18 protein-coding genes are annotated in these 19,839 nt (G+C 58.9%); 6 read left to right on the top strand and 12 right to left on the bottom strand.

From position 1 onward, the window contains the following. Positions 1-23 precede the first annotated feature (23 nt). From KX729_RS31595 to KX729_RS31585, 3 genes are all read left to right on the top strand, one after another. Positions 24-491: an HD domain-containing protein gene (locus tag KX729_RS31595; RefSeq protein ID WP_219746416.1), complete on the top strand. Its 468-nt coding sequence runs from the start codon at positions 24-26 to the stop codon at positions 489-491. Next, entirely contained in the window at positions 446-2,620 is a 2,175-nt protein-coding gene (locus KX729_RS31590) for an HD domain-containing protein (protein ID WP_219746415.1), read from the top strand. Before KX729_RS31595 ends, KX729_RS31590 begins: the two co-directional genes overlap by 46 nt. Before the next feature lie 573 nt (positions 2,621-3,193). After that, the gene (locus KX729_RS31585; RefSeq protein WP_219746414.1) at positions 3,194-3,502 is read left to right on the top strand and encodes a hypothetical protein; all 309 of its coding nucleotides are present in this window, start codon (positions 3,194-3,196) and stop codon (positions 3,500-3,502) included. 179 nt (positions 3,503-3,681) lie between these two features. Here the strand turns inward: KX729_RS31585 and KX729_RS31580 are convergent, their stop codons facing one another. Continuing rightward, entirely contained in the window at positions 3,682-4,965 is a 1,284-nt protein-coding gene (locus tag KX729_RS31580; protein WP_219746413.1) for a cystathionine gamma-synthase family protein, read from the bottom strand. A gap of 171 nt (positions 4,966-5,136) precedes the next feature. Between KX729_RS31580 and KX729_RS31575 the strand changes: the two genes are divergently transcribed. After that, a complete protein-coding gene (locus KX729_RS31575) occupies positions 5,137-6,579 on the top strand; it encodes a mannitol dehydrogenase family protein (protein ID WP_246618019.1) in 1,443 nt (480 codons plus the stop codon). A gap of 257 nt (positions 6,580-6,836) precedes the next feature. On the opposite strand, the gene KX729_RS31570 is transcribed toward KX729_RS31575, so the two are convergent. The 9 genes from KX729_RS31570 to KX729_RS31530 all read right to left on the bottom strand — a co-directional run bounded on the left by KX729_RS31570 (position 6,837) and on the right by KX729_RS31530 (position 15,783). Further along, complete coding sequence (locus KX729_RS31570; RefSeq protein ID WP_219746412.1) at positions 6,837-8,114, bottom strand: L-fuconate dehydratase; 1,278 nt, start codon at positions 8,112-8,114, stop codon at positions 6,837-6,839. Positions 8,115-8,144: 30 nt separating this feature from the next. Beyond that, positions 8,145-8,879: an SDR family oxidoreductase gene (locus KX729_RS31565; RefSeq protein ID WP_219746411.1), complete on the bottom strand. Its 735-nt coding sequence runs from the start codon at positions 8,877-8,879 to the stop codon at positions 8,145-8,147. A gap of 27 nt (positions 8,880-8,906) precedes the next feature. Continuing rightward, entirely contained in the window at positions 8,907-9,236 is a 330-nt protein-coding gene (locus tag KX729_RS31560) for an L-rhamnose mutarotase (RefSeq protein ID WP_219746410.1), read from the bottom strand. Positions 9,237-9,246: 10 nt separating this feature from the next. After that, positions 9,247-10,254 carry a zinc-binding alcohol dehydrogenase family protein gene (locus KX729_RS31555; RefSeq protein ID WP_219746409.1) on the bottom strand — a complete coding sequence of 336 codons (1,008 nt, stop codon included), beginning with the start codon at positions 10,252-10,254 and terminating at the stop codon, positions 9,247-9,249. 4 nt (positions 10,255-10,258) lie between these two features. Continuing rightward, complete coding sequence (locus tag KX729_RS31550) at positions 10,259-11,077, bottom strand: amidohydrolase family protein (protein ID WP_219746408.1); 819 nt, start codon at positions 11,075-11,077, stop codon at positions 10,259-10,261. Positions 11,078-11,080: 3 nt separating this feature from the next. Beyond that, positions 11,081-12,094 (bottom strand): aldo/keto reductase, encoded by a 1,014-nt coding sequence (locus KX729_RS31545; RefSeq protein WP_219746407.1) that lies wholly within the window; start codon positions 12,092-12,094, stop codon positions 11,081-11,083. A 70-nt stretch (positions 12,095-12,164) separates the two neighbouring features. After that, positions 12,165-13,106 carry an ABC transporter substrate-binding protein gene (locus tag KX729_RS31540; RefSeq protein ID WP_219746406.1) on the bottom strand — a complete coding sequence of 314 codons (942 nt, stop codon included), beginning with the start codon at positions 13,104-13,106 and terminating at the stop codon, positions 12,165-12,167. Between the two features lie 93 nt (positions 13,107-13,199). After that, complete coding sequence (locus KX729_RS31535; protein ID WP_219746405.1) at positions 13,200-14,228, bottom strand: ABC transporter permease; 1,029 nt, start codon at positions 14,226-14,228, stop codon at positions 13,200-13,202. Beyond that, entirely contained in the window at positions 14,221-15,783 is a 1,563-nt protein-coding gene (locus KX729_RS31530; protein ID WP_246618020.1) for a sugar ABC transporter ATP-binding protein, read from the bottom strand. Before KX729_RS31530 ends, KX729_RS31535 begins: the two co-directional genes overlap by 8 nt. A 297-nt stretch (positions 15,784-16,080) precedes the next feature. Here KX729_RS31530 and KX729_RS31525 point away from each other — a divergent pair, with 297 nt between their 5' ends. Continuing rightward, positions 16,081-16,782, top strand: a complete 702-nt coding sequence (locus KX729_RS31525) for a FadR/GntR family transcriptional regulator (RefSeq protein WP_219746403.1) — start codon at positions 16,081-16,083, stop codon at positions 16,780-16,782. Between the two features lie 30 nt (positions 16,783-16,812). Continuing rightward, positions 16,813-18,345, top strand: coding sequence for a D-arabinonate dehydratase (locus tag KX729_RS31520; RefSeq protein ID WP_219746402.1), 1,533 nt, complete (start codon positions 16,813-16,815; stop codon positions 18,343-18,345). A gap of 69 nt (positions 18,346-18,414) precedes the next feature. Here the strand turns inward: KX729_RS31520 and KX729_RS31515 are convergent, their stop codons facing one another. Continuing rightward, positions 18,415-18,699, bottom strand: coding sequence for a hypothetical protein (locus tag KX729_RS31515; RefSeq protein ID WP_219746401.1), 285 nt, complete (start codon positions 18,697-18,699; stop codon positions 18,415-18,417). Between the two features lie 126 nt (positions 18,700-18,825). Next, positions 18,826-19,788, bottom strand: a complete 963-nt coding sequence (locus KX729_RS31510; RefSeq protein WP_219746400.1) for a GlxA family transcriptional regulator — start codon at positions 19,786-19,788, stop codon at positions 18,826-18,828. Positions 19,789-19,839: the final 51 nt, after the last annotated feature.

Raw genomic sequence — 19,839 nt, 5'->3', positions numbered from 1 at the left:
TTTCTCCGAAAGGGAGAGATTCGTTGAGCTACACGCAAAGTCAAATTTGGAAGCGGCTATTCCAAAGTAAAACATTAGCAGAAGATGAGAAACATAAAGCGGAAAAGCTATCTTCCATTTTTTCGGATATTAGAAATCAAGTTTCCTTACTTGTCGGCGAAATATCAATTGATTTATCGGGCTTTACTGTACACGATATTTCGCATGTGGATGCCCTGTGGTCCTCATGCGATCAAATAATTTCAGAAGAATACCAATTAAACCCACTAGAGGGATTTATTCTCGGTTGCGCTTTTTTATTTCATGATGCCGGAATGAGTCTTGCAGCATATCCTGGCGGAATAAAGGAAGTAAAAGAAACTAATGAATGGAAGAGGATCTGGGAGAAACTCGCCCCCGACATCTCTTCGCCGGAAGCTCATGAACGACTTACACTTGAGTTTTTTTGCGCGAACAGCACGCAAGGCGCGCTGAGTTTTTGCCATTTATAGAATGGAAAAGTAGAGACGGAAGCCGCTCTCTTATCGAAAATGTAGAAATCAGGCAGAAGTTTGGGCAATTCATTGGCCAGATCGCGGCTAGTCATTGGTGGGATTATGAATCGCTTGCAAATTCATTAAACAGAAAGATACCAGCGCCTTCATCTTTTCCCGTGGCGTGGTCAGTTGATCTTCTAAAAATTGCAACACTTCTACGTTGCTGTGATGCGGCACAGATAGATGAACGTCGCGCGCCGGGTTTTTTGTGGGCTCTTCGTAAAGGAAGACTCTCCGAGTTATCGGAGAAGCATTGGAGTTTTCAAAACAGACTTACTCAGTGTGAACGAAGAGGAGATGGCTTATATTATGCGTCCACAGGGGATTTTTTAAAATCTGAGAGCGGAATATGGTGGATGCTCTATGATACGTTGAAAATGGTAGATGCGGAGTTGAAAAATGCTGATGCATTACTGGCGAGATTTAGAAATGACGATTTGCGATTCTCAGCGCGACGTGTCGCAAATACTGATAGCCCTATTGCTCTAATAGATTCGATAACTGTCAGGGGATGGCGGCCAGTAGATACCGCATTCTCGATTTCAGATATTCCGCGTCTGGTTGAGAAGTTGGGAGGAGAGCAACTCTACGGGTCGGATAAAGTAGCGCCTTTTCGTGAGCTAGTATTAAATGCAATGGATGCGATCCGGCTGCGACAAGCTTTGGATCCAGAGGCTCCTAAAGGTTTGGTCCGGGTAGAACTGCAACGGTTTACGGATAAGTTCGTAGTTTCAATACACGACAATGGCGTGGGAATGACCTCCAGTAGTATTGTCCGTCACCTGCTCTCATTTGGGTCTAGCGGTTGGTTTTCAGATCCGGCAATAGGTGAGTTTTCCGACAATTTACCAAAAGTCGGAGATGTGGCGGGCCGATTTGGTATCGGTTTCTTTTCGGTATTTATGCTTAGTAAAAAAGTTAAGGTCATTTCTCGACGTTTTGATGAAGGCGCAAATAACACTTCGATACTTGAATTTGAGAATGGGTTAGACGAGCGACCTGTAATGAGTGTTGCCGAGGGTGTGGATCGTAAAATAGGGGGCGGCACTACAATATGTTTTGAGATAGATATTGATGACGCAAGCAGCATATTTACTGCAAGAATATCTGATATATCCAATTTTTATAGAATAATTCTCAGGAAATTTCCTTCCTCAGATATAGATATATGTTTGGTTGTTGATAGTGATGAGCGTTATATTTTGGGTTGTGATTGGAGAATTATGGATGCGTCTGAATTATTGAAGCGAATTGAGGGAAAAAACTACAATGTTAAGCTGGAGAAATATAACGATAATATTAGGCCTATATATGGAGATTCGGGGGAGATATTAGCTCGCATGTGTATTATCCCTGATAGATACAGTAGCTTTACAAACTTTGAGGCCGTCTATCCCAATGGGTTTGTGGTTTCGCAAGGAGCGGCGATCGTTGATATTAGTTTTAGGGGGATAGCGGAGGGACGCGTGACTCGTGCTTCACGGGATTCCGGAGAGGTTTTGTGGTCTTCTGACGCAATAGCGCGGTGGGCTACCGAGCAGGCAAGGCTAATTGCTGAGATTGAGGAAGATCCTGTTTTGCAGGCAAGTTGCGCTGGTTTCGTTGTGGCTTGTGGAGGGGATCCGGGGCCTTTAAAGATTTGCGAGGTGAGCCAGGGTAGTTTAAGCTTGGATGAGTTGAGAGATTACCTTCGAGAAAAGGAAAAAATCTGGATTGCATATGATTTTGCGTTGCGACAAAGGCAGTACGGTCCAGTAAAATTGTTGGATGACGTGGTATTCTGTTCCTCCGGTTTTCCAACAATTTCATCTTCTCGTGGATTTTTTTCGATAAATTCGGATAGGGAATTTATTAGAGAGATTGTTGAAAAATTGGTTGCAGCTGTTTTTGATATCGATAAGTATATTTTTGACGAGTATAACGACTGGAGGTCTGATAGAGCGTATAGATATATAGGAAATACAATTTGTTTCCATGACGAAAATGGAAAAGAATTTAAGGAAGAGGCAAAATTTTATCGTCGTGGCATGAATATCTCAGATATTTCTGAATTCAAAGTAGACCAGCAGGACCTAGAGTTCTAGGTTTTTATTTTTTCTTCTGCAACCCAGCGGGAGGTAGGTTGGCTTAGTGTTTCACCGTTAATCGGCTGCTTACATTTTTTTCATCCCCCCCATCATCCCATGCCTACAATCCCCCTGCTTCCGTCGCCGGAGTGTTTCGCGAGACGTTCGCGGGCAGGCGGAGGCCGGCGCTTTCATCGGAACCGTAACGTGCGGGAAAGGTGGAAGAGGTGAAAGCCATGGAGCGTGCGTCCGAAAGGGCGGGCACTCCTATCAAGCATGCCCTTGGCCGCCAGGTCGGGTTCGGTTTGAGCCGTACAAGCGTTAAGGGAAACCTTGCGTGAAGAGAAGGCGAGGCAATCACCTGTAGGGGCCGGAAGCCCCGAGAGAACGCCGAAGGCCACGCGAATGCGGTGCCATAAACTAAAATCTATCTGAGGTTCCGAATTCGTGTGGACTCTCCGGATGAGGAATTGAGGCCCGGTTTGCCGGGAAAAATAAAATCAGTCGTGAACACGGAGCCGAAACCGGCCGCGTGAACGCCGGTGCATGCCATCGGAGATGTAACGGAGAGAGAGCGAGGAGAAGAACAGAATGGCCAGGAGAGAAGAGGAATGCCGCCGCATCATGGAAGAAGCTGATAACGAGCCTTATCTGCCCGGACTGACCCGGGGTGAGTTCAACGTCTTGTCACCGCGCCAGCAATCCCACGAATTCCAGAAATTCTTTCAGCACGTCACGTCGTACATGGGCTTCTGGAAAACCTGCAATCTTTCCCCCTGTCACCGCGCAAGGGCCTCCAAGGGCTTTCTCACGGAGGCGCAATATAGCGGCGAACCGGGCTGGATCCCGCCTTCCCGCCCTGTGTCGGCCCGGATGGCGAACGCCATGCGGAGGTTCTGACCTGCATGCGGCAGATCGAGGGCAGGATGGAAGACGATGAGCCGAAATACGACGGAAGGCGGGATGCGGACGGAGTGAGGGAGTGGTAGGCGCGGTTGCGTTTTGCCCCACATCCGCCTGCCGGCATCTTCTCCCCGTTTTGACGGGGAGAAGGACATATGCCGCACCCACCTGCCTCCTCAAGCCCTGTCCAAAGCCATCGTCAGATCCGCGATCAGGTCATCCGGGTGTTCGATGCCGATCGACAGGCGGATGGTACTATCCAGCACGCCGATCCTCTGGCGCACATCGGCAGGCACGCCGGAATGCGTCATGGTGGCCGGGTGGCTGGCGAGCGATTCCGTGCCGCCGAGGCTCACCGCCAGCTTGAAGATCGACAGCGCATTGAGGAAACGGAACGAAGCCGGCTGGCCGCCCTTGATATCGAAGGAAAAGGTCGAACCGCCGCCCGAGCACTGGCGGGCAAAAACCTTTCCGACCGGCGATTGAGGATCGAGAAACGGCAGGAAATGCAGCTTCTCGACGCTTGGATGGCTGCGCAGGAATTCGGCCACGGCACCCGCATTGGCATTCGCCCTTTCCATGCGGATCGCAAGCGTTTCGAGGCTGCGGCCGAGCATCCAGCAGGAATGCGGATCGAGCTGCGTGCCGATCGCCCCGCGCAACGCCTTCACCTGTTTCATCACGGCCTTGGAGCCGAGCGCCGCGCCGGCGATCAGGTCCGAATGGCCGCCGACATATTTGGTGAGCGAATAGAGCGAGATATCCGCTCCATGTCCGATCGGCCGCTGGAAGACCGGGCCGAGCAGCGTGTTGTCGCAGGCGATGATCGGCGTGTGGCCCTGTTTTGCGCCGATCGCATCCGCCACCTTCCGCATCAGCGCCACGTCGACCAGGCTGTTGGTCGGGTTGGCGGGCGTCTCGATGAGGATGACCGAGACGCGGCCCTTGGCCATCGCCTCTTGTGCCGCCGCCATCACAGTCGCCTCGTTGACGCCATCGGCGAAACCGACCGCCGCGACGCCGAAATTGAGGAAGGTTTTGGCCAGCAGCGTTTCCGTGCCGCCGTAGAGCGGTTGGCTGTGCAACACGCTGTCGCCGGGGCGCACGAAGGCCATCAGCGTCGTGGCGATCGCCGACATGCCGGAGGAAAACAGCGCGCAGCTTTCCGTCTGTTCGTAGACCGCCATCCGGTCCTCGACGATCTCGCTGTTCGGGTGGTTGAAGCGGGAATAGACCAGCCCCGCCGCCGTGCCCGCCGGCGGCTCCTTGCGGCCGGAAACGAAATCGAAGAAGTCGCGCCCTTCCTCGGCCGACTTGAACACGAAAGTGGAGGTGAGAAACACCGGCGGCTTCACGGCCCCTTCGGAAAGCTCCGGATCGTAACCGTAATTCAGCATCAGCGTTTCGGGATGAAGCCGGTGATTGCCGATATGCGTCTTGGAAGGATGTGGCGCCGTCATGTTCTCTCTCCCCATCGTCGCATCCCATCGGGTGATGCGGTCTTTTTGATGAGGAGTAACCTATGTCACATCCTCTCGGGTTTCGAGATGCCGAATGGCTTTGTCCGAAGTATACCGTTGACCCGTAATGCTTCGGAAGGCTATCACTTTGGCAGTTTCGAAAACGGGAGAATGTCCGGTGAAGTGTCGGGCATTGTTGATGAAATGCCGCGTCTTTCCGCTTCCACCCAACTGTCCGCCGATATCGCCAGGCCCGCTTATGATCGGGCAGCGCTGAAGCCCGGCATCGTGCATATCGGGCTTGGGGCCTTCCACCGGGCGCATCAGGCGGTTTATACCGACGAGGCGTTGGGGAAGGTGTTCGGCGACTGGGGCATTGTCGGCGTCAGCTTACGCTCGGTCGATATCGTCCATGACTTGAGGGCGCAGGACGGGCTTTATTCCGTCGTTACCCGCAATGGCGCCGGCGATAGCGTTCGGGTCATCGGTTCGATTGTGAAGAGCCTGTCCGGCACCGAAAACCGCGACGAGATTTTAAGCCTGCTGGCGGATCCTGCGACGAAGATCGTCACCATGACCGTCAGCGAAAAGGCCTATGGGCTCGATCCGGTCTCCGGCGGGCTGGACCGCAATCATCCCTCCGTCGCGGCCGATCTCGCCAATCCGGCGATGCCGGTCGGCGTGATCGGTTATATCGTCGAGGGCCTGTCGCACCGTCATGCCGCCGGCCTTGCGCCCTTCACCGTGCTCTGCTGCGACAACCTGCCTACCAATGGCCGCATCGTCCGCCGGCTGGTGATCGAGATGGCAGGCGCGCGTGATCCGGCGCTCGCCAACTGGATTTCCGGGCAGGGCGCCTTCCCCTCCAGCATGGTCGACCGCATAGTGCCCGCCGCGACCGAAGAGGCACGCGTTCGTGCCGACAAGCTGCTGGGTGTCGAGGACCGGCAATCGCTGGAGACCGAGCCCTTCATGCAATGGGTGATCGAGGATCACTTCATCTCTGGCCGCCCGGCCTGGGAAACCGCCGGCGCGCTCTTCGTCAGCGATGTCGAGCCCTACGAGAAGATGAAACTGCGGCTGCTCAACGGCTCCCATTCGCTGATCGCCTATCTCGGCCAGCTGAAGGGGCTGGAATTCGTGCGCGACGTCATGCGCGTGCCGGAATATGTGACGCTCATCCGCCGGCATATGGCGGAGGCGGTGAAGACGCTCGATCCGGTGCCGGGTATCGATCTCGATCACTACATGGACCAGTTGATCGAGCGTTTCGAAAACCCGACCATCGCCCACAAGACCCAGCAGATCGCCATGGACGCCACGCAGAAACTGCCGCAGCGCGTTTTTGCGGGGGCGGTTGAAACGCTGGAAAAAGGCGGCGATGCGTCATCGGCGGCTTACGTTGTGGCGCTGTGGATCGCCTATGTGCGGAAGACCGCCGAGATCAACGATCCGCGAGCGACGGAGCTGAAGGCGGCGGCTGCGAAGATGACAGAGGGTGATCCGTCGGCGCCGTTCTTTGCGATGCCGGGGCTTTTCCCGCAGGCTCTCGTGGAGAATAGCGCATGGCGTGCGCGGGTGAATGCGGAGATTGGGAAAATAGTTGCTGGTTGATGCCGGAGTTTGGGTCTCTGGCTGGAGCTTTGCCCCTCACCCTAACCCTCTACCCGCTTGCGGGGAGAGGGGACGTGCCCCACGCGGCGTCGGAGAGAGCTGCATACGGCGCGGCATACCTCCCTCTCTCCGCAAGCGGGGAGAAGGTGCCGGCAGGCGGATGAGGGGCACGCTGCTCCAGCCCTTCGCTTTAGCTCAAGGCGTTTGACACTCTAAACGATCCACCGGATCGTCTCATTGGTCATGCCGACCGTGCCTCACCCCCGAAACGTATAGTCCTCAATCGACTGCGGCTTCATCTCGATTGAGAACCCCGGCATGCTCGGCGGCATATACGCCGCATTCTTGATCACGCATGGGTCGACGAAATGCTCATGCAGGTGGTCGACATATTCGATCACCCGGCCTTCCTTGGTGCCGGAAACCGCCAGATAATCGATCATCGAGAGATGCTGCACATATTCGCACAACCCCACACCGCCGGCATGCGGCCAGACAGGGAGATCGTATTTCGCGGCCACCAGCAGCACGGCCAGCACCTCGTTCAGTCCGCCCATGCGGCATGAATCGATCTGCACGATATCGATCGCGCCCTCGGCGATGAACTGTTTGAACATGATGCGGTTCTGGCACATCTCGCCGGTTGCGACCTTGACCGGGCCGATCGCCTCGCGGATCTTGCGATGGCCCGCGATATCGTCCGGGCTGGTCGGCTCCTCGATGAAGAAGGGCTTGGCGAAGGCGAGTTTCTTTACCCAGTCGATCGCCTGGCCGACTTCCCAGACCTGGTTGGCGTCGATCATCAGGTAACGATCCGGGCCGATCACCTCGCGGGCAATGGTCAGCCGGCGGATATCGTCTTCCAGATCGCGGCCGACCTTCATCTTCACATGGTTGAAGCCCGCATCGACCGCCTCCTTGCAGAGACGACGGAGCTTTTCTTCCGGATAACCCAGCCAGCCGGCCGAAGTCGTATAGCAGGCATAACCCTCCCGTTTCAGTACCTCGATGCGCTCCGCCTTGCCGGCCTCGGCCTTTTTCAGGATCGCCAGCGCATCTTCGCGGGAGAGAACATCGGTCAGGTAGCGATAATCGACGATATCGGCGATCTTCTCGGCCGGCAGTTCGGAGACGAGCTGCCAGACCGGCTTGCCTTCTTGCTTGGCATAGAGATCAAAGAAAGCGTTGACGACCGCGCCGGTGGCGAGGTGCATGGCGCCTTTGTCCGGGCCGATCCAGCGCAACTGGCTGTCTCCGGTCAGGTGCCGCCAGAACTTGCCGGGAGCCTCGGCGAAGGCCTCCAACTCCTGGCCGACCACCAGATGCCGCATCGCCTTGATCGCCATGCAGCAGATGTCGTTGCCACGACCGATGGTGAAGGTGAGACCATGACCCGTAAGCCCGTCCGTATCCGTATCGAGCACGACATAGGCGGCCGAATAGTCCGGATCCGGGTTCATCGCATCGGAGCCGTCAAGGCTTTGCGAGGTCGGGAAGCGCAGATCGAAGACGCGGAGATCGGTAATGCGGGTCATGGTGTTCTCTTGGTATCAACCAGAAGGGATTTAGATGGTCCAGCCGCCGTCGATGGCGTAAGCCTGGCCTGACGTATAAGAGGCGCCGGCGAGATAGACGGCGAGTTCGGCAATCTCTTCCGGCGTGCCGAGCCGGCCCATCGGCTGGCGGGAAATGAAAGCCGCGCGGGCGGTATCGTAATCGCCCTGTGCGCGCATGCGGTCCTGCAGCGACGGGCTTTCGACCGTGCCGGGGCAAATCGCATTGCAGCGGATACCCTGCGTCACATAATCGGCGGCGACGGATTTGGTGAGGCCGAGAACGGCCGCCTTGGTGACGCCATAGGCGAAACGGTTCGGCACGCCTTTGATACTGGAAGCGACGGAGGACATGTTGACGATCGCGCCATCCTTCTTTGCCAGCATGCCCGGCAGCACGGCGCGGATGGTGCGGATCATCGAGCGGACGTTGAGATCCAGCGCGAAATCGAAATCACTGTCAGGCATGTCGAGGATCGAGCCGGCATGCACGAAACCGGCGCAGTTGAACAGGATATCGACCGTGCCGATCTTTTCGACGAAAGCCTTCACCGCAGCCTCGTCCAGCACGTCGAGCTTGCCGGCCGTCAGGTTGTCGAGCTTCGGCAAGGCGGCGAGCAGCGTGTCGTTGATATCGGTCGCGTAAACCTTGGCACCGGCCTCGGCGAAGGCGAGAGCGGCAGCACGGCCGATGCCCTGGCCGGCGGCGGTCACGAGTGCGGTTTTTCCATCCAGTCTGATCGTCATGTCATGTCCTCGAATTGATGCAGGGCCTTAGTCGTGGTGGAAAACCTCTTCCATCATCGCCCACCACTCGCCTTCCTTGCGGCTTTCGAGCGGCGTCTGGCAAGGGATCGTGAAGGCCCACCATTCCTGGTTTTTCGGATCGGCCGCCATTTTCGCCATATCGGCTTCGAAATCGGTGCCATGATATTCCCAGGTGCCGAACAGCAGGTTCTCCGGCTCGCGCAGGAAGATCGTGTAGTTCCGGATGTTGCAGCGGGTGATGAGCTCGAGCACTTCCGGCCAGACGGCAGCGTGCAGCCGCTTGTATTCCGCCACCATGCCCGGCGCGACGCCGATCATCATGCCCATGCGTTTCATCGTCTTCTCCTCAAACCTCGATCAGCGCCTTGACCACACCGGCAGCCGGATCGGTCAGGCCTGCAAAACGTTCCGGCACATCGCCGAGCGACATTCTATGGGTGATCAGCGCCGCGGGGATCTTGCCGTCGCGCATTGCCTGCATCACCCGTTCGAAATCGGTTCGCGTCGCATTGCGGCTGCCGAGCAGGGTGGTCTCGCGCTTGTGGAATTCCGGATCGGAAAAACTGATGTCGCTGGAAACGATCGATACCAGAACATAAGTGCCGCCATGCGCGACGAAACCGAAACCGCGCTCGATGGCCTTCGGATTACCGGTCGCGTCGAACACCACGTCGAAGAAATCGCCGCCGGTGATGGCCGAAAGCTGGTCCTGGTCGTCGGCGCCGAGCTGTACGGTGGAGGTGATGCCGAGATGGTCGCGCCCGAAATCCAGCCGGTCTGTGCGGCCGTCGAGCAGCGTCACCTCGCCACCGTCGAGCAGCGCGAAAATCGCCACCGCAAGGCCGATCGGCCCGGCACCCGTTACCAGCACCTTCTGGCCGGGCTCGACTTTCGCACGGGCCACCGCATGGGCGCCGATCGCCAGGAATTCCACCATGGCCGCCTGGTCGACGGAGAGGCCATCGGCCTTCAGCACGAATTCTTCCGGCAGGCTCAGATATTCGGTCATGCCGCCATCACGGTGGACGCCGAGCACGCCGATATTGCGGCAGCAATTGGTCTTACCATTTCGGCAGGCATTGCAGTGGCCGCAGGAGATATAGGGCATGATCGAGACGGTATCGCCGGCTTCCAACCGGCTGCCGGCTGGCGCTTCTTCCACCGTCGCCGCCAGCTCGTGGCCCATGACACGCGGATAGGAGAGATAGGGCTGGTTGCCGGTGAAGATATGCAGGTCCGTGCCGCAGACGCCGATGCGGCGGAGTTTCACAAGAACTTCGCCTTCGTTGCGAAGCGGCTTGGGCCGATCTATGGCGGAAAGCTTGCCGGGAGCGTCGCAGATGATTGTTAGCATTAACTTACGCTCCGAGCCGATAGAAACGGTTTGCATTGCCGCCGAAGACATCCGCATGGTCGTCGACCGGCACGATGTCGAGGCATTGGTCAAGCCAGGCGCGGTAGTCGCCGGCAAGCCGCAACACCGGCCAGTCGCTGCCCCAGATCACCCGTTCGGGGCCGAACAGGTCGAAGATGGTTTCGGCATAAGGCCGCACCGCCTGCGGTTTCTGGTCGCCCGCCTCGGTCAGCAGGCCGGAAAGCTTGCAATGGATGTTCGGCAGTTCAGCCAGCGCCTTCATGTGGGCATACCAGCCGATGAAGCGGCCTTCCGCAATCAGCGGCTTGGCGCCGTGATCGATGACGATCGGCAGGTCGGGATGGCGACGGGCAAAATTCCACAAGGCATCGAGATGGCGCGGCAGAACCAGCGCATCGAAAACGAGCCCGTACTTGATCATCGCGGCGACTGCAGCATCGAGCGCCGGATCGTCGATCCATTGATCGTCGGCAATATCCTGCAGCATCGGGCGAAAGCCCTTGAGCTTCGGATGCTGTGCCAGTCGGGCGATATTGGCCGGCGCATCGGCCGCCTTCAAATCCGTCCAGCCGACCACGCCGAGAATGAACGGGGTGTTGTCCGCGAGGTCCAGCATGAAGGCGGTATCCGCTTCGTTCTCCATCGTCTGCACCAGCACCGTGCCATCGACGCTCGCATCGGTTAGAAGCGGCCGCATGTCGTCGGGCAGGAAATCCCGGTGAATGGCGGCAAGCTCAGCCGGCGGCCATTGGCCTACCCGGTCGGCGATCCGCCAGAAATGCTGATGCGCGTCGATCCGCATTGATCAGGCTCCCGCGCCGGGGATCGGGGCTCCGTCAGCAATCAGGCCCTTGGCCTTGAGCGTCTCCCAAAAGGAGGCCGGGATCTTTTCCGAGAACCATTTGACGTTGGAAGTGATCTGCTCGCCGGTGCGGGCGCCGGAAACGACCGTAACGACGGCCTTGTGGGCGAGCGGGAATTGCAACGCGGCGGCCTGGATAGAGACGCCTTCCGCCGCGCAGGCTTCGTTTAGCGTGTCGAGCTGGGCGAGGATTTCAGCCGGCGCATCCTGATAATTGAACTTGCGGTTTCCGGCGAGCAGGCCGGAATTGAATGGGCCGGCGACGACGATGCCGACGCCCTTTGCCGCGCATTCGTCCAAAAAGGCGAGGCTCTTCTGTTCGAGCAGCGTATAACGGCCGGCCAACATGGCGCAGTCGATATCGAAGACCTGCATCGCGTCGGCGACGATTTCCCATTCGTTGACGCCGAGTCCGATTGCCTTGGTCAGGCCCTGCGAGCGCAACTCGCCCAGCGCCTTGAAGCCGCCGCCGGTCGTCAATTGCTGCCAGTAGTGCTGGTGTTTGTCGCCGTGCGTCATGCTGCCGATATCGTGGATATAGAGGATATCGGGCTTCAAGATGCCGAGCCGCTGCTGGCTGGCCTCGAAGGACCGCATGATGCCGTCATAGGAATAATCGTATTTCGGCCGGAAGGGCAGCGGGTCGAGATAGCTGTCCTCTTCGGCGCCCACCGTCTCGTCCGGCACCATGACTCGGCCGACCTTGGTGGAGAGCACGTAGTCGCCGCGCGGCTTGTCGGTCAGCATCGTTCCAAGCCGGCGTTCCGAGCGGGTGTAACCGTAGAAAGGGGCTGTGTCGTAATAACGGACGCCCGCATCCCATGCCGCATTGAACGCGCCGGCGCATTCCTCATAGGAGGTGCGGCGGTACAGGTTGCCCATCTGCGCGCAGCCGAGACCCACCAGGGTCAGTTCGACATCGGCATGGGGAAGCTTGCGGCGGTCGGCGACACTCATCGGAAAATCCCTGGAATATGGAGGGCGCGGGCGCGCGCCATTTTCGATGCGCGCCCGCTGGAGGATATTTTTAGTACAGTACGTTCTTGGCTTCCGGCTTGTCGATATTGTCCTTCGTCACGACGACGACGCCGGTATCGACGAACTTCTCGACCTTGTCCTTGTTCATGATCTTCAGAACGGTCTTGACGCCGAGTTCGCCCATCTGGAACGAGCCCTGCACAGCGATGGCGCCGAGCGTGCCGTCCTTGACGAATTCCTGCAGGTCCTGGTTGCCGTCGAAGCCGATGGCGACGACCTTGCCGGCCTTGCCGGACTGTTTCAGCGCGCGGCCCATGCCGATCGCGGTCGGCTCATTTGCGCCGAAAATGCCCTTGAGGTCCGAATTGGCGGCCAGAACGTCGGTAGTCTGGTTCAACGCCGTCGCCATCTGCGACTGCGAGTAGAACGGGCCGACGATCGTGAGTTTGGAATTGGCCTTGATGTAATCGGTGAAACCGCCGACGCGGCCGATTTCGGAGCCGGCGCCTGCGACGTAGGACATCACGGCGATCTTGCCATCCTTGCCGACCTTGTCGATCAGCGCCTTGGCGGCCAGTTCACCGGCCTTCTTGTTGTCGGTGGCGAGGAAGGACTGGTAATACTGCTCCGCGCCCTTGGCGAGCATGGAATCGATGATCACGACAGGGATACGCGCTTCCCAGGCCTTCTTGACGGCCGGCACCAGCGCGTCCGGATCGGACGGGGCGAGCACGATAGCCGAAACCTTACGGTTGACGGCGTTTTCGACCATGTTGACCTGGTCGGCAATGGCGGATTCGGCGGCCGGACCCTGGAAGGTCATCGTGTTGCCCTTGCCGTCCGACTTGATGGCGGCATCGGCTCCCTTCTGGACGTTCTGCCAGAAGGTCGAGTTGACGGTCTTCACGATGACGGCGATTTCACCCGCCTGGGCAGAAAATGCGGTAAGCGCGATTGCGGTTGTCAGCAGCGCGGCAGCAAGCTTCTTCATGTCTTCCTCCTCTGGTGGCCTGATCGGCCGGTTTTATGGGCGCTCTCCTCTGCGCCCGTAGAGTTTTCGCGGATAAAGGCCGCGTGCCTGTCCTCAGCGGCGATTACGCAGCTGGTCGATCCAGACGGTGACCAGAATGACGAGGCCGATGATGATCTGCTGGGTGAAGGCGGAAACGCCGTTCATGTTCAGGCCGTTTCGCAGGATGCCGATCACGAAGGCGCCGATCGCCGTGCCGGAAATCGTGCCGACACCGCCGATCAGCGAGGTGCCGCCGATGACGGCGCTAGCGATCGCATCGAGTTCGTACATTACGCCCTCGTTCGGCTGGGCGGTGACGAGGCGCGACATCAGCACGCAGCCGGTGAGTCCCGCGAGCGTGCCGGACAGCACATAGGTGAAATTGACGATGCGGCTGACATTGACGCCCGAAAGCCGCGCCGCATCCGCATTTGAGCCGACCGCATAGATATGCCGGCCGAGCACCGAACGGTTCAGCATGTAGGACACGGCGAGCGCGATGAGCACCATCAGGATGACCGGGTAGGGGATGCCGGGGAAAACCACGGTCGGAAAGCCGTCGTCGCCGATATTGACGATGCGGAACAACGAGCCGTTGCCGAGTTCGCCGAAGGATTCGCCAAGACCGGAGACGGCCCGCGCGCCGGTGATCTGCAGCGCCACGCCGCGCGCGATCATCATCATGCCGAGCGTGGCGATGAACGGCGGCAGCTTTAGCTTAGTTACCATCAGCCCGTTGATGAAGCCGCAGACGGAGCCGGTGAGGATGCCGACGATCATGCCGAGCCAGACCGGCATGCCGTAATCCTTGACCGCCAGCGCCGCGACCACGCCGGCCAGCGCCAGGACCGAACCGACCGACAGATCGATGCCGCCGGTGATGATCACGCAGGTGGCGCCGATGCCGAGAAAGGCGATCGAGGTGACCTGCAGGGCGACAGTCATGCCGTTGTCGATGGTGAAGAAGGCGCTGCTGGTGGCCGAAAACACGGCGATCAGCATGAACAGGCTGCCGAGCGCCGCGAATTTCTGGATGATATCCTTTTTCCGGTCGCTGAGCGCACCGCTCTTCTGTTTGGAGACGTCGGTGATCTCAGCCATGCATAGTCCTCGCTGCGCCGGCCGGACCATAGCCCGAGGCGTATCGCATGATTTCTTCCTGGGTCGTTTTCTTGGTCTCGAGCACGCCAGTGATACGGCCCTGATGGAAGACCGCGACGCGATCCGTCATGCCGAGGATTTCCGGCAGTTCGGAACTGATCAGCACGACGCCGATGCCGTTTGCGGCCAGTTCGTCCATGATCCTGTAGATGGCGAGCTTGGCGCCGACATCGATGCCGCGCGTCGGCTCGTCGAAGAACAGAACCTTCGACTGGCGGAACAGCCATTTGCCGATGATGATCTTCTGCTGGTTGCCGCCGGAGAGCAGCCGCACCGGCTGTTTCAGCGACGGCGTGCGGACATTGAGCAGATCGACATAATCCTTGGCGGCCTTGGCGTGCTTGGCGAAGTCGATCAGCCCGAACCGGTTCGACACGGCCTCCATATTGGCGAGCGTCATATTGGCATCGACCGGCATCTTGATCGCCAGCCCCTGCGCCTTCCGGTCTTCGGAAAGATAGGCGATGCCGGCGGCGATCGCATCGCGCGGCGAGGAGATCGAAAGGGTCTGCCCGTGCAGCGTCACGGTGCCGGCATCCAGCGGATCGGCGCCGAAAATGGCACGAGCGACTTCGGTGCGGCCGGCGCCCATCAACCCGGCAAAGCCGAGGATTTCTCCCCGACGGAGCGTGAACGACACGTTGCGGAAAACATGGCCACGCGAAAGCCCTTCGGCGGACAGGATGACCTCGTCGCTTGGGCTCGACGTGCGGTCCGGAAACTTCTCCTCCAGCGAACGGCCGACCATGCGCGAGACGATCTGGTCGATGCTGGTCTCGGCAAAATTGTCGGTCGAGATATATCGCCCGTCGCGCAGCACGGTGACGCGGTCGACGATCTCGGCCATTTCGTCCAGCCGGTGCGAGATATAGACGATGCCGACGCCGGAAGCCTTGAGGTCGCGGATCACCTTGAAGAGCTTCCCGGTCTCCTGCTCGGTCAGCGAGGAGGTCGGCTCGTCCATAATGAGCACCTGCGCCTCGAGCGAAAGTGCCTTGGCGATCTCGACCATCTGGCACTGCGCGACGGAAAGCCCGCGCACGGGGCGATCCGGGCTGATATCGACGCCGAGCCGGTCGAGACAGCGTTTGGCATCGGCCCGCAGTTTCTTGCGGTCGACAAGGAAGCCGCCGAGGCCGAAGCGCGGCTCGCGGGCGAGATATATGTTTTCCGCCACCGAGAGATGCGGAATGAGATTGAGTTCCTGGTGGATGATGGCGATGCCGGCGGCTTCGGATTCGCGCGTCGAGGCGAACTGCCGTTCCTCGCCCTTGTAGGAGATCGTCCCGGCGCTCGGCTGGTAAACGCCGCTGACGATTTTCATCAGGGTCGATTTGCCGGCGCCATTCTCGCCGCAGACCGCATGCACTTCGCCGCGATTGAGGTCGAAATGCACGTTGGAGAGTGCTTTTACGCCCGGAAATTCCTTGGAGATATTGTCGAGGCGCAGAAGCGGCTCATTGCCTGCAGCCGGCACGCCACGGCCTGTCGTCATGGCAGCGCCATGCGCAGACTGGCTGGTCTCGGCCGAACGGCTTTGCATCAGATCCTCCCCGGGCAAGTTGGCCCATCCGGCCCGCAGCTCCTCCCGCTGGCCTGACCAATCCGTAAACCTGAGCCGGAAACTGGTCAAGCCAATTTTTCTGGGCCTGTCGCGGCAGGTCGGTGGAAGTCCGGAATTCGCGCCCAGGTCCAGAGGAAAGGCCTTATATTTCAGCCATATGATTTACATCTTGCTCTCCAATATGACCATGATATGGTAAGGCCACATTCTTGAGGCGCTGACCAATCCATGAACAATTCGATCAAGGCGGCCGAACCGCGGCGGCTTTATCAGCAGGTGGCCGACCAGATCCGGGGCCTGATCCAGGGCGGCCAGCTGGTGCCCGGCGCACGCCTGCCGGCAGAGCGCGAACTCGCCCAGCAACTCGGCGTTTCGAGGCCGTCCTTGCGCGAGGCGCTGATTGCGCTCGAAATCGACGGCAGCGTCGAAATCCGCATGGGTTCGGGCATTTACGTCACCGCCGAGCCGGATCGCCGTCAGTGGCAGTCGGGCTCGATGGGCGAAAGCCCTCTGGAACTGATGCAGGCCCGAGCAACCGTTGAAGGCGCGGTTATTCTGCTCGCCGCCGCGCGGGTAACGCCGGATTTCCTGAAATCGCTGCGCCAGGTACTGGACCAGATGCGCACCGAAATCACCGAGAGCCGTAAGCCGCTCGATCTCGACCGGCTGTTCCATCTGACCATCGCCAACCAGTCCGGCAATTCGGTTCTGGCCCATATCGTCGGCGACCTGTTCGACGAACGACATAGCCCCATGTCGGCGCAGATCCGCACCCGGTTCGAGACGCCCGAGACCTGGACCTCTGCTCTGGCCGAGCATGAGACCATTTTTGCCGCGCTCGAAGCGCGTAACCCGCTGCTTGCACAAACACGAATGCATGCGCATCTGGAGGAGTCGAAACAGCGCTGGATGAATTACGAGACGCGATAATCCGGCGCGGCGTTTCGGGGAGGAAACATCATGGACTTTGCAGCTTCACCCATCATCATTCTCAATCCGATCGACGATGTCGGCGTGGCACGAAAGTCCATGCAGGCCGGTGGCCTGACCGGTTATGGCGAGCTGACGGCGCGCGAGCTGATCGGCCGCGGCCACAAGGTGGCAATCCGGGCAATCCCCGCCGGAACCGAAGTGAAGAAATACGGCCAGGTGATCGGCGTTGCAACGCAAGACATTCCCGCCGGTGGCCATGTTCATCTGCACAACCTCGCCATGCTGCCCTCCGAGCACGAACACCAGTTCAGCGTCGATATCGAGGAAAAGGGCATGTTGCCGCTTGCCGAGCGGCGCACTTTCTTAGGCTTCGATCGCGGTCATGGCGGCGCCGGCACGCGCAACTATATCGGCGTCATTTCCTCGGTGAACTGTTCCGCCACGGTGTCGCGCTACATCGCCGATTATTTCAACCGGCTGGGTGGGCTCGACGGTTTTTCGAATATCGATGGCGTCGTGGCGCTCACCCATGGCGGCGGCTGCGCGCTGAATACCAAGTCGGAAGGTTACCGCCTGCTGATCCGCACCATCCAGGGTTATGCCAAACACCCGAATTTCGGCGGCATCCTGATGATCGGTCTCGGTTGCGAGACCAACCAGATCGCCCCTATCCTCGAACATTACCGCATGGAAGAAGGCGACCGCCTTCGCACCATGAACATCCAGCAGCACGGCGGCACTAAGAAGACGATCGATGCGGCGATCTCCATCATCAAGGAAATGCTGCCGACCGTGAATGCTGCTGTCCGTACGCCGCAGCCGCTCTCGAAGCTGAAGCTGGCGCTCGAGTGTGGCGGTTCGGACGGTTATTCCGGCATCTCGGCAAACCCGGCGCTGGGTTATGCCTCGGACCTCATCGTCCGCAACGGCGGCACGACCGTGCTTTCTGAAACGCCGGAAATTTATGGCGCCGAACATCTGCTGACCCGCCGTGCAATCACGCCGGATGTCGCACAAAAACTCCTGCAGCGGATCGATTGGTGGCGGGATTACACCGCCCGCAACGGCGATGAGCTGAACAACAATCCCTCGCACGGCAACAAGCTCGGCGGCCTGACTACGATCCTCGAGAAGTCACTCGGGGCGGTCGCCAAGGGCGGCTCTATGCCGTTGAAGGCCGTCTACGAGTTTGCCGAAACGGTCACCGAACCCGGCTTCGTGTTCATGGATACGCCCGGTTACGATCCGGTCGCGGTCACCGGCCAGGTGGCGGGCGGCTGCAACGTCATCTGTTTCACCACCGGCCGCGGTTCGGTCTCCGGTTTCAAACCGGCGCCCTGCATCAAGATCGCCACAAACTCCGAAATGTACGAGCACATGAAGGAGGACATGGACCTGAACTGCGGCGGTATCGTCACCGGCGAGGAGACGATCGAGCAGTCGGGTGAGCGCATTTTTGAGGACGTAATCGCCACGGCTTCCGGCAAGAAGACGCTGAGCGAAATCTACGACTACGGCGACAACGAATTCGTGCCGTGGCAGGTCGGGGCTGTGACCTGATATCCTGGGCCGGTTGATCCCGCCATCTCCGTCCGGCCGGTGTGCCGATCAGAGATGGCGGAGCATAGCTTACTGGATCAGGAAACCGAGCGGCAGCAACGGGCCGACCGGCAGAAGATCGAACGTATGCAGGTTCTCGGCCGTGAACGGCAGCGCTCCAAGCAGTTTTTCCGCTTCCGCGATGGATTCAACATTGAGTAGGAAAACAGCCCCCTTCATTTCGTCGCGCAGCCAGAACTGTTCGATCTTGCCGTCCAGATAAAGCTTCAGGGTTGCTGGCACTTCGTTCGGAAAAATCCGGTCCGACTGTTCCTGGGTGAGTGGCTTCAACGTTCCGATGGCGAGGATTTTCATGACTGGTCTCCGTAAAAGGTTTGCTGTCGTTTTCGACAAGAGCAACCTAAGTGGAGGGATCGATCGGAAATATTGTCGTTTCTGACTTTCCGGTAATCGTTTACGACAATCTGTCGTCGCCGGTACCTACTGAAGTTCGGCCCTCAATTCCTTTACGGTGCGGCCGGTATGGCGCTTGAGAAGGTTTCTGAGCGTTGCCGGCTCGGCATAACCAACTTCGCTGGCGATTTTCTCGATGTCTTGCCCGATCGAGACAAGATGCTGCGCCCGCTCCACTCGCATATCCTGGAAGAAGGCCAGCGGCGATTTGCCGAGTACGGCCTCCGTTCGGCGCTGCAGGGTGCGCGGGGTCACCGAGAGCGCTTTGGCGGCACCCTGCAGCGAGAAACCCGTTGCCAGATGTTCGCGCGCCCAGCGTTCGAACCGCTCGATCAAGGGGTCGGCATGGGCCAGGAAGTCCGGAATGATGTATTGCGCCTGGGAGGGCCGCTTGTCGATCAGCATCAGCCGCGCCACCAGTGCTGCCATTTCTGGGCTCGCCTGCCGCATCAGCCAAAGAGCGAGGTCGAGATGCCCCATCGCCGCGCCGGCGGTAACCGTCTGCTCTGCCGGCACGATCATCCGCGATTCATCCAGCCGCACGTCGGGATAACGCTGACGAAACAGGGGAGAGAGTGACCACGTTGTCGTCGCTTCCAACCCGTCCAGCAGTCCGGCTTCGGCTAGCAGGAAGGTTCCGATGCAAGCCCCCGCCAGACCGATTCCCTCGGAGCGCCATGTGCGAAGCTGCGCCATGGCTGCAATGACGTCGTCGCGTTTCAACGCTTCCAGCAACTGGGCCGGCTGTTTGGCGTTGAGAGCCGGCACGACCAGCCAGTCCGGTTTCCGCAGCGTGTCTGGAGGTTCGACCTCCATCGTCAGACCGAGTGCCGTTCGGACTTGAGGCCGTATGCCGACGACCTGAACATGGAACAGCGGTCGGCTTGAGCCCTGAATGGAGGCCAGTTCATTTGCCGTCGAAAACGTATCGAGAAGGGCAGTCAAACCGGTGTCGAAAATCCCGTCCAGGGCAAGTACCGCCAATCGCATGTCGTAAGTGACCTTTGTAAGTTCATTTACGACGACACGTTATCAGCCGGA

The sequence above is a fragment of the Neorhizobium populisoli genome (genome assembly GCF_019430945.1).
GTDB classification, from domain to species: domain Bacteria; phylum Pseudomonadota; class Alphaproteobacteria; order Rhizobiales; family Rhizobiaceae; genus Neorhizobium; species Neorhizobium populisoli.
The sequence above is the reverse complement of the archived record's forward strand: the minus strand, read 5'-3'. Positions and strand labels throughout refer to the sequence as shown.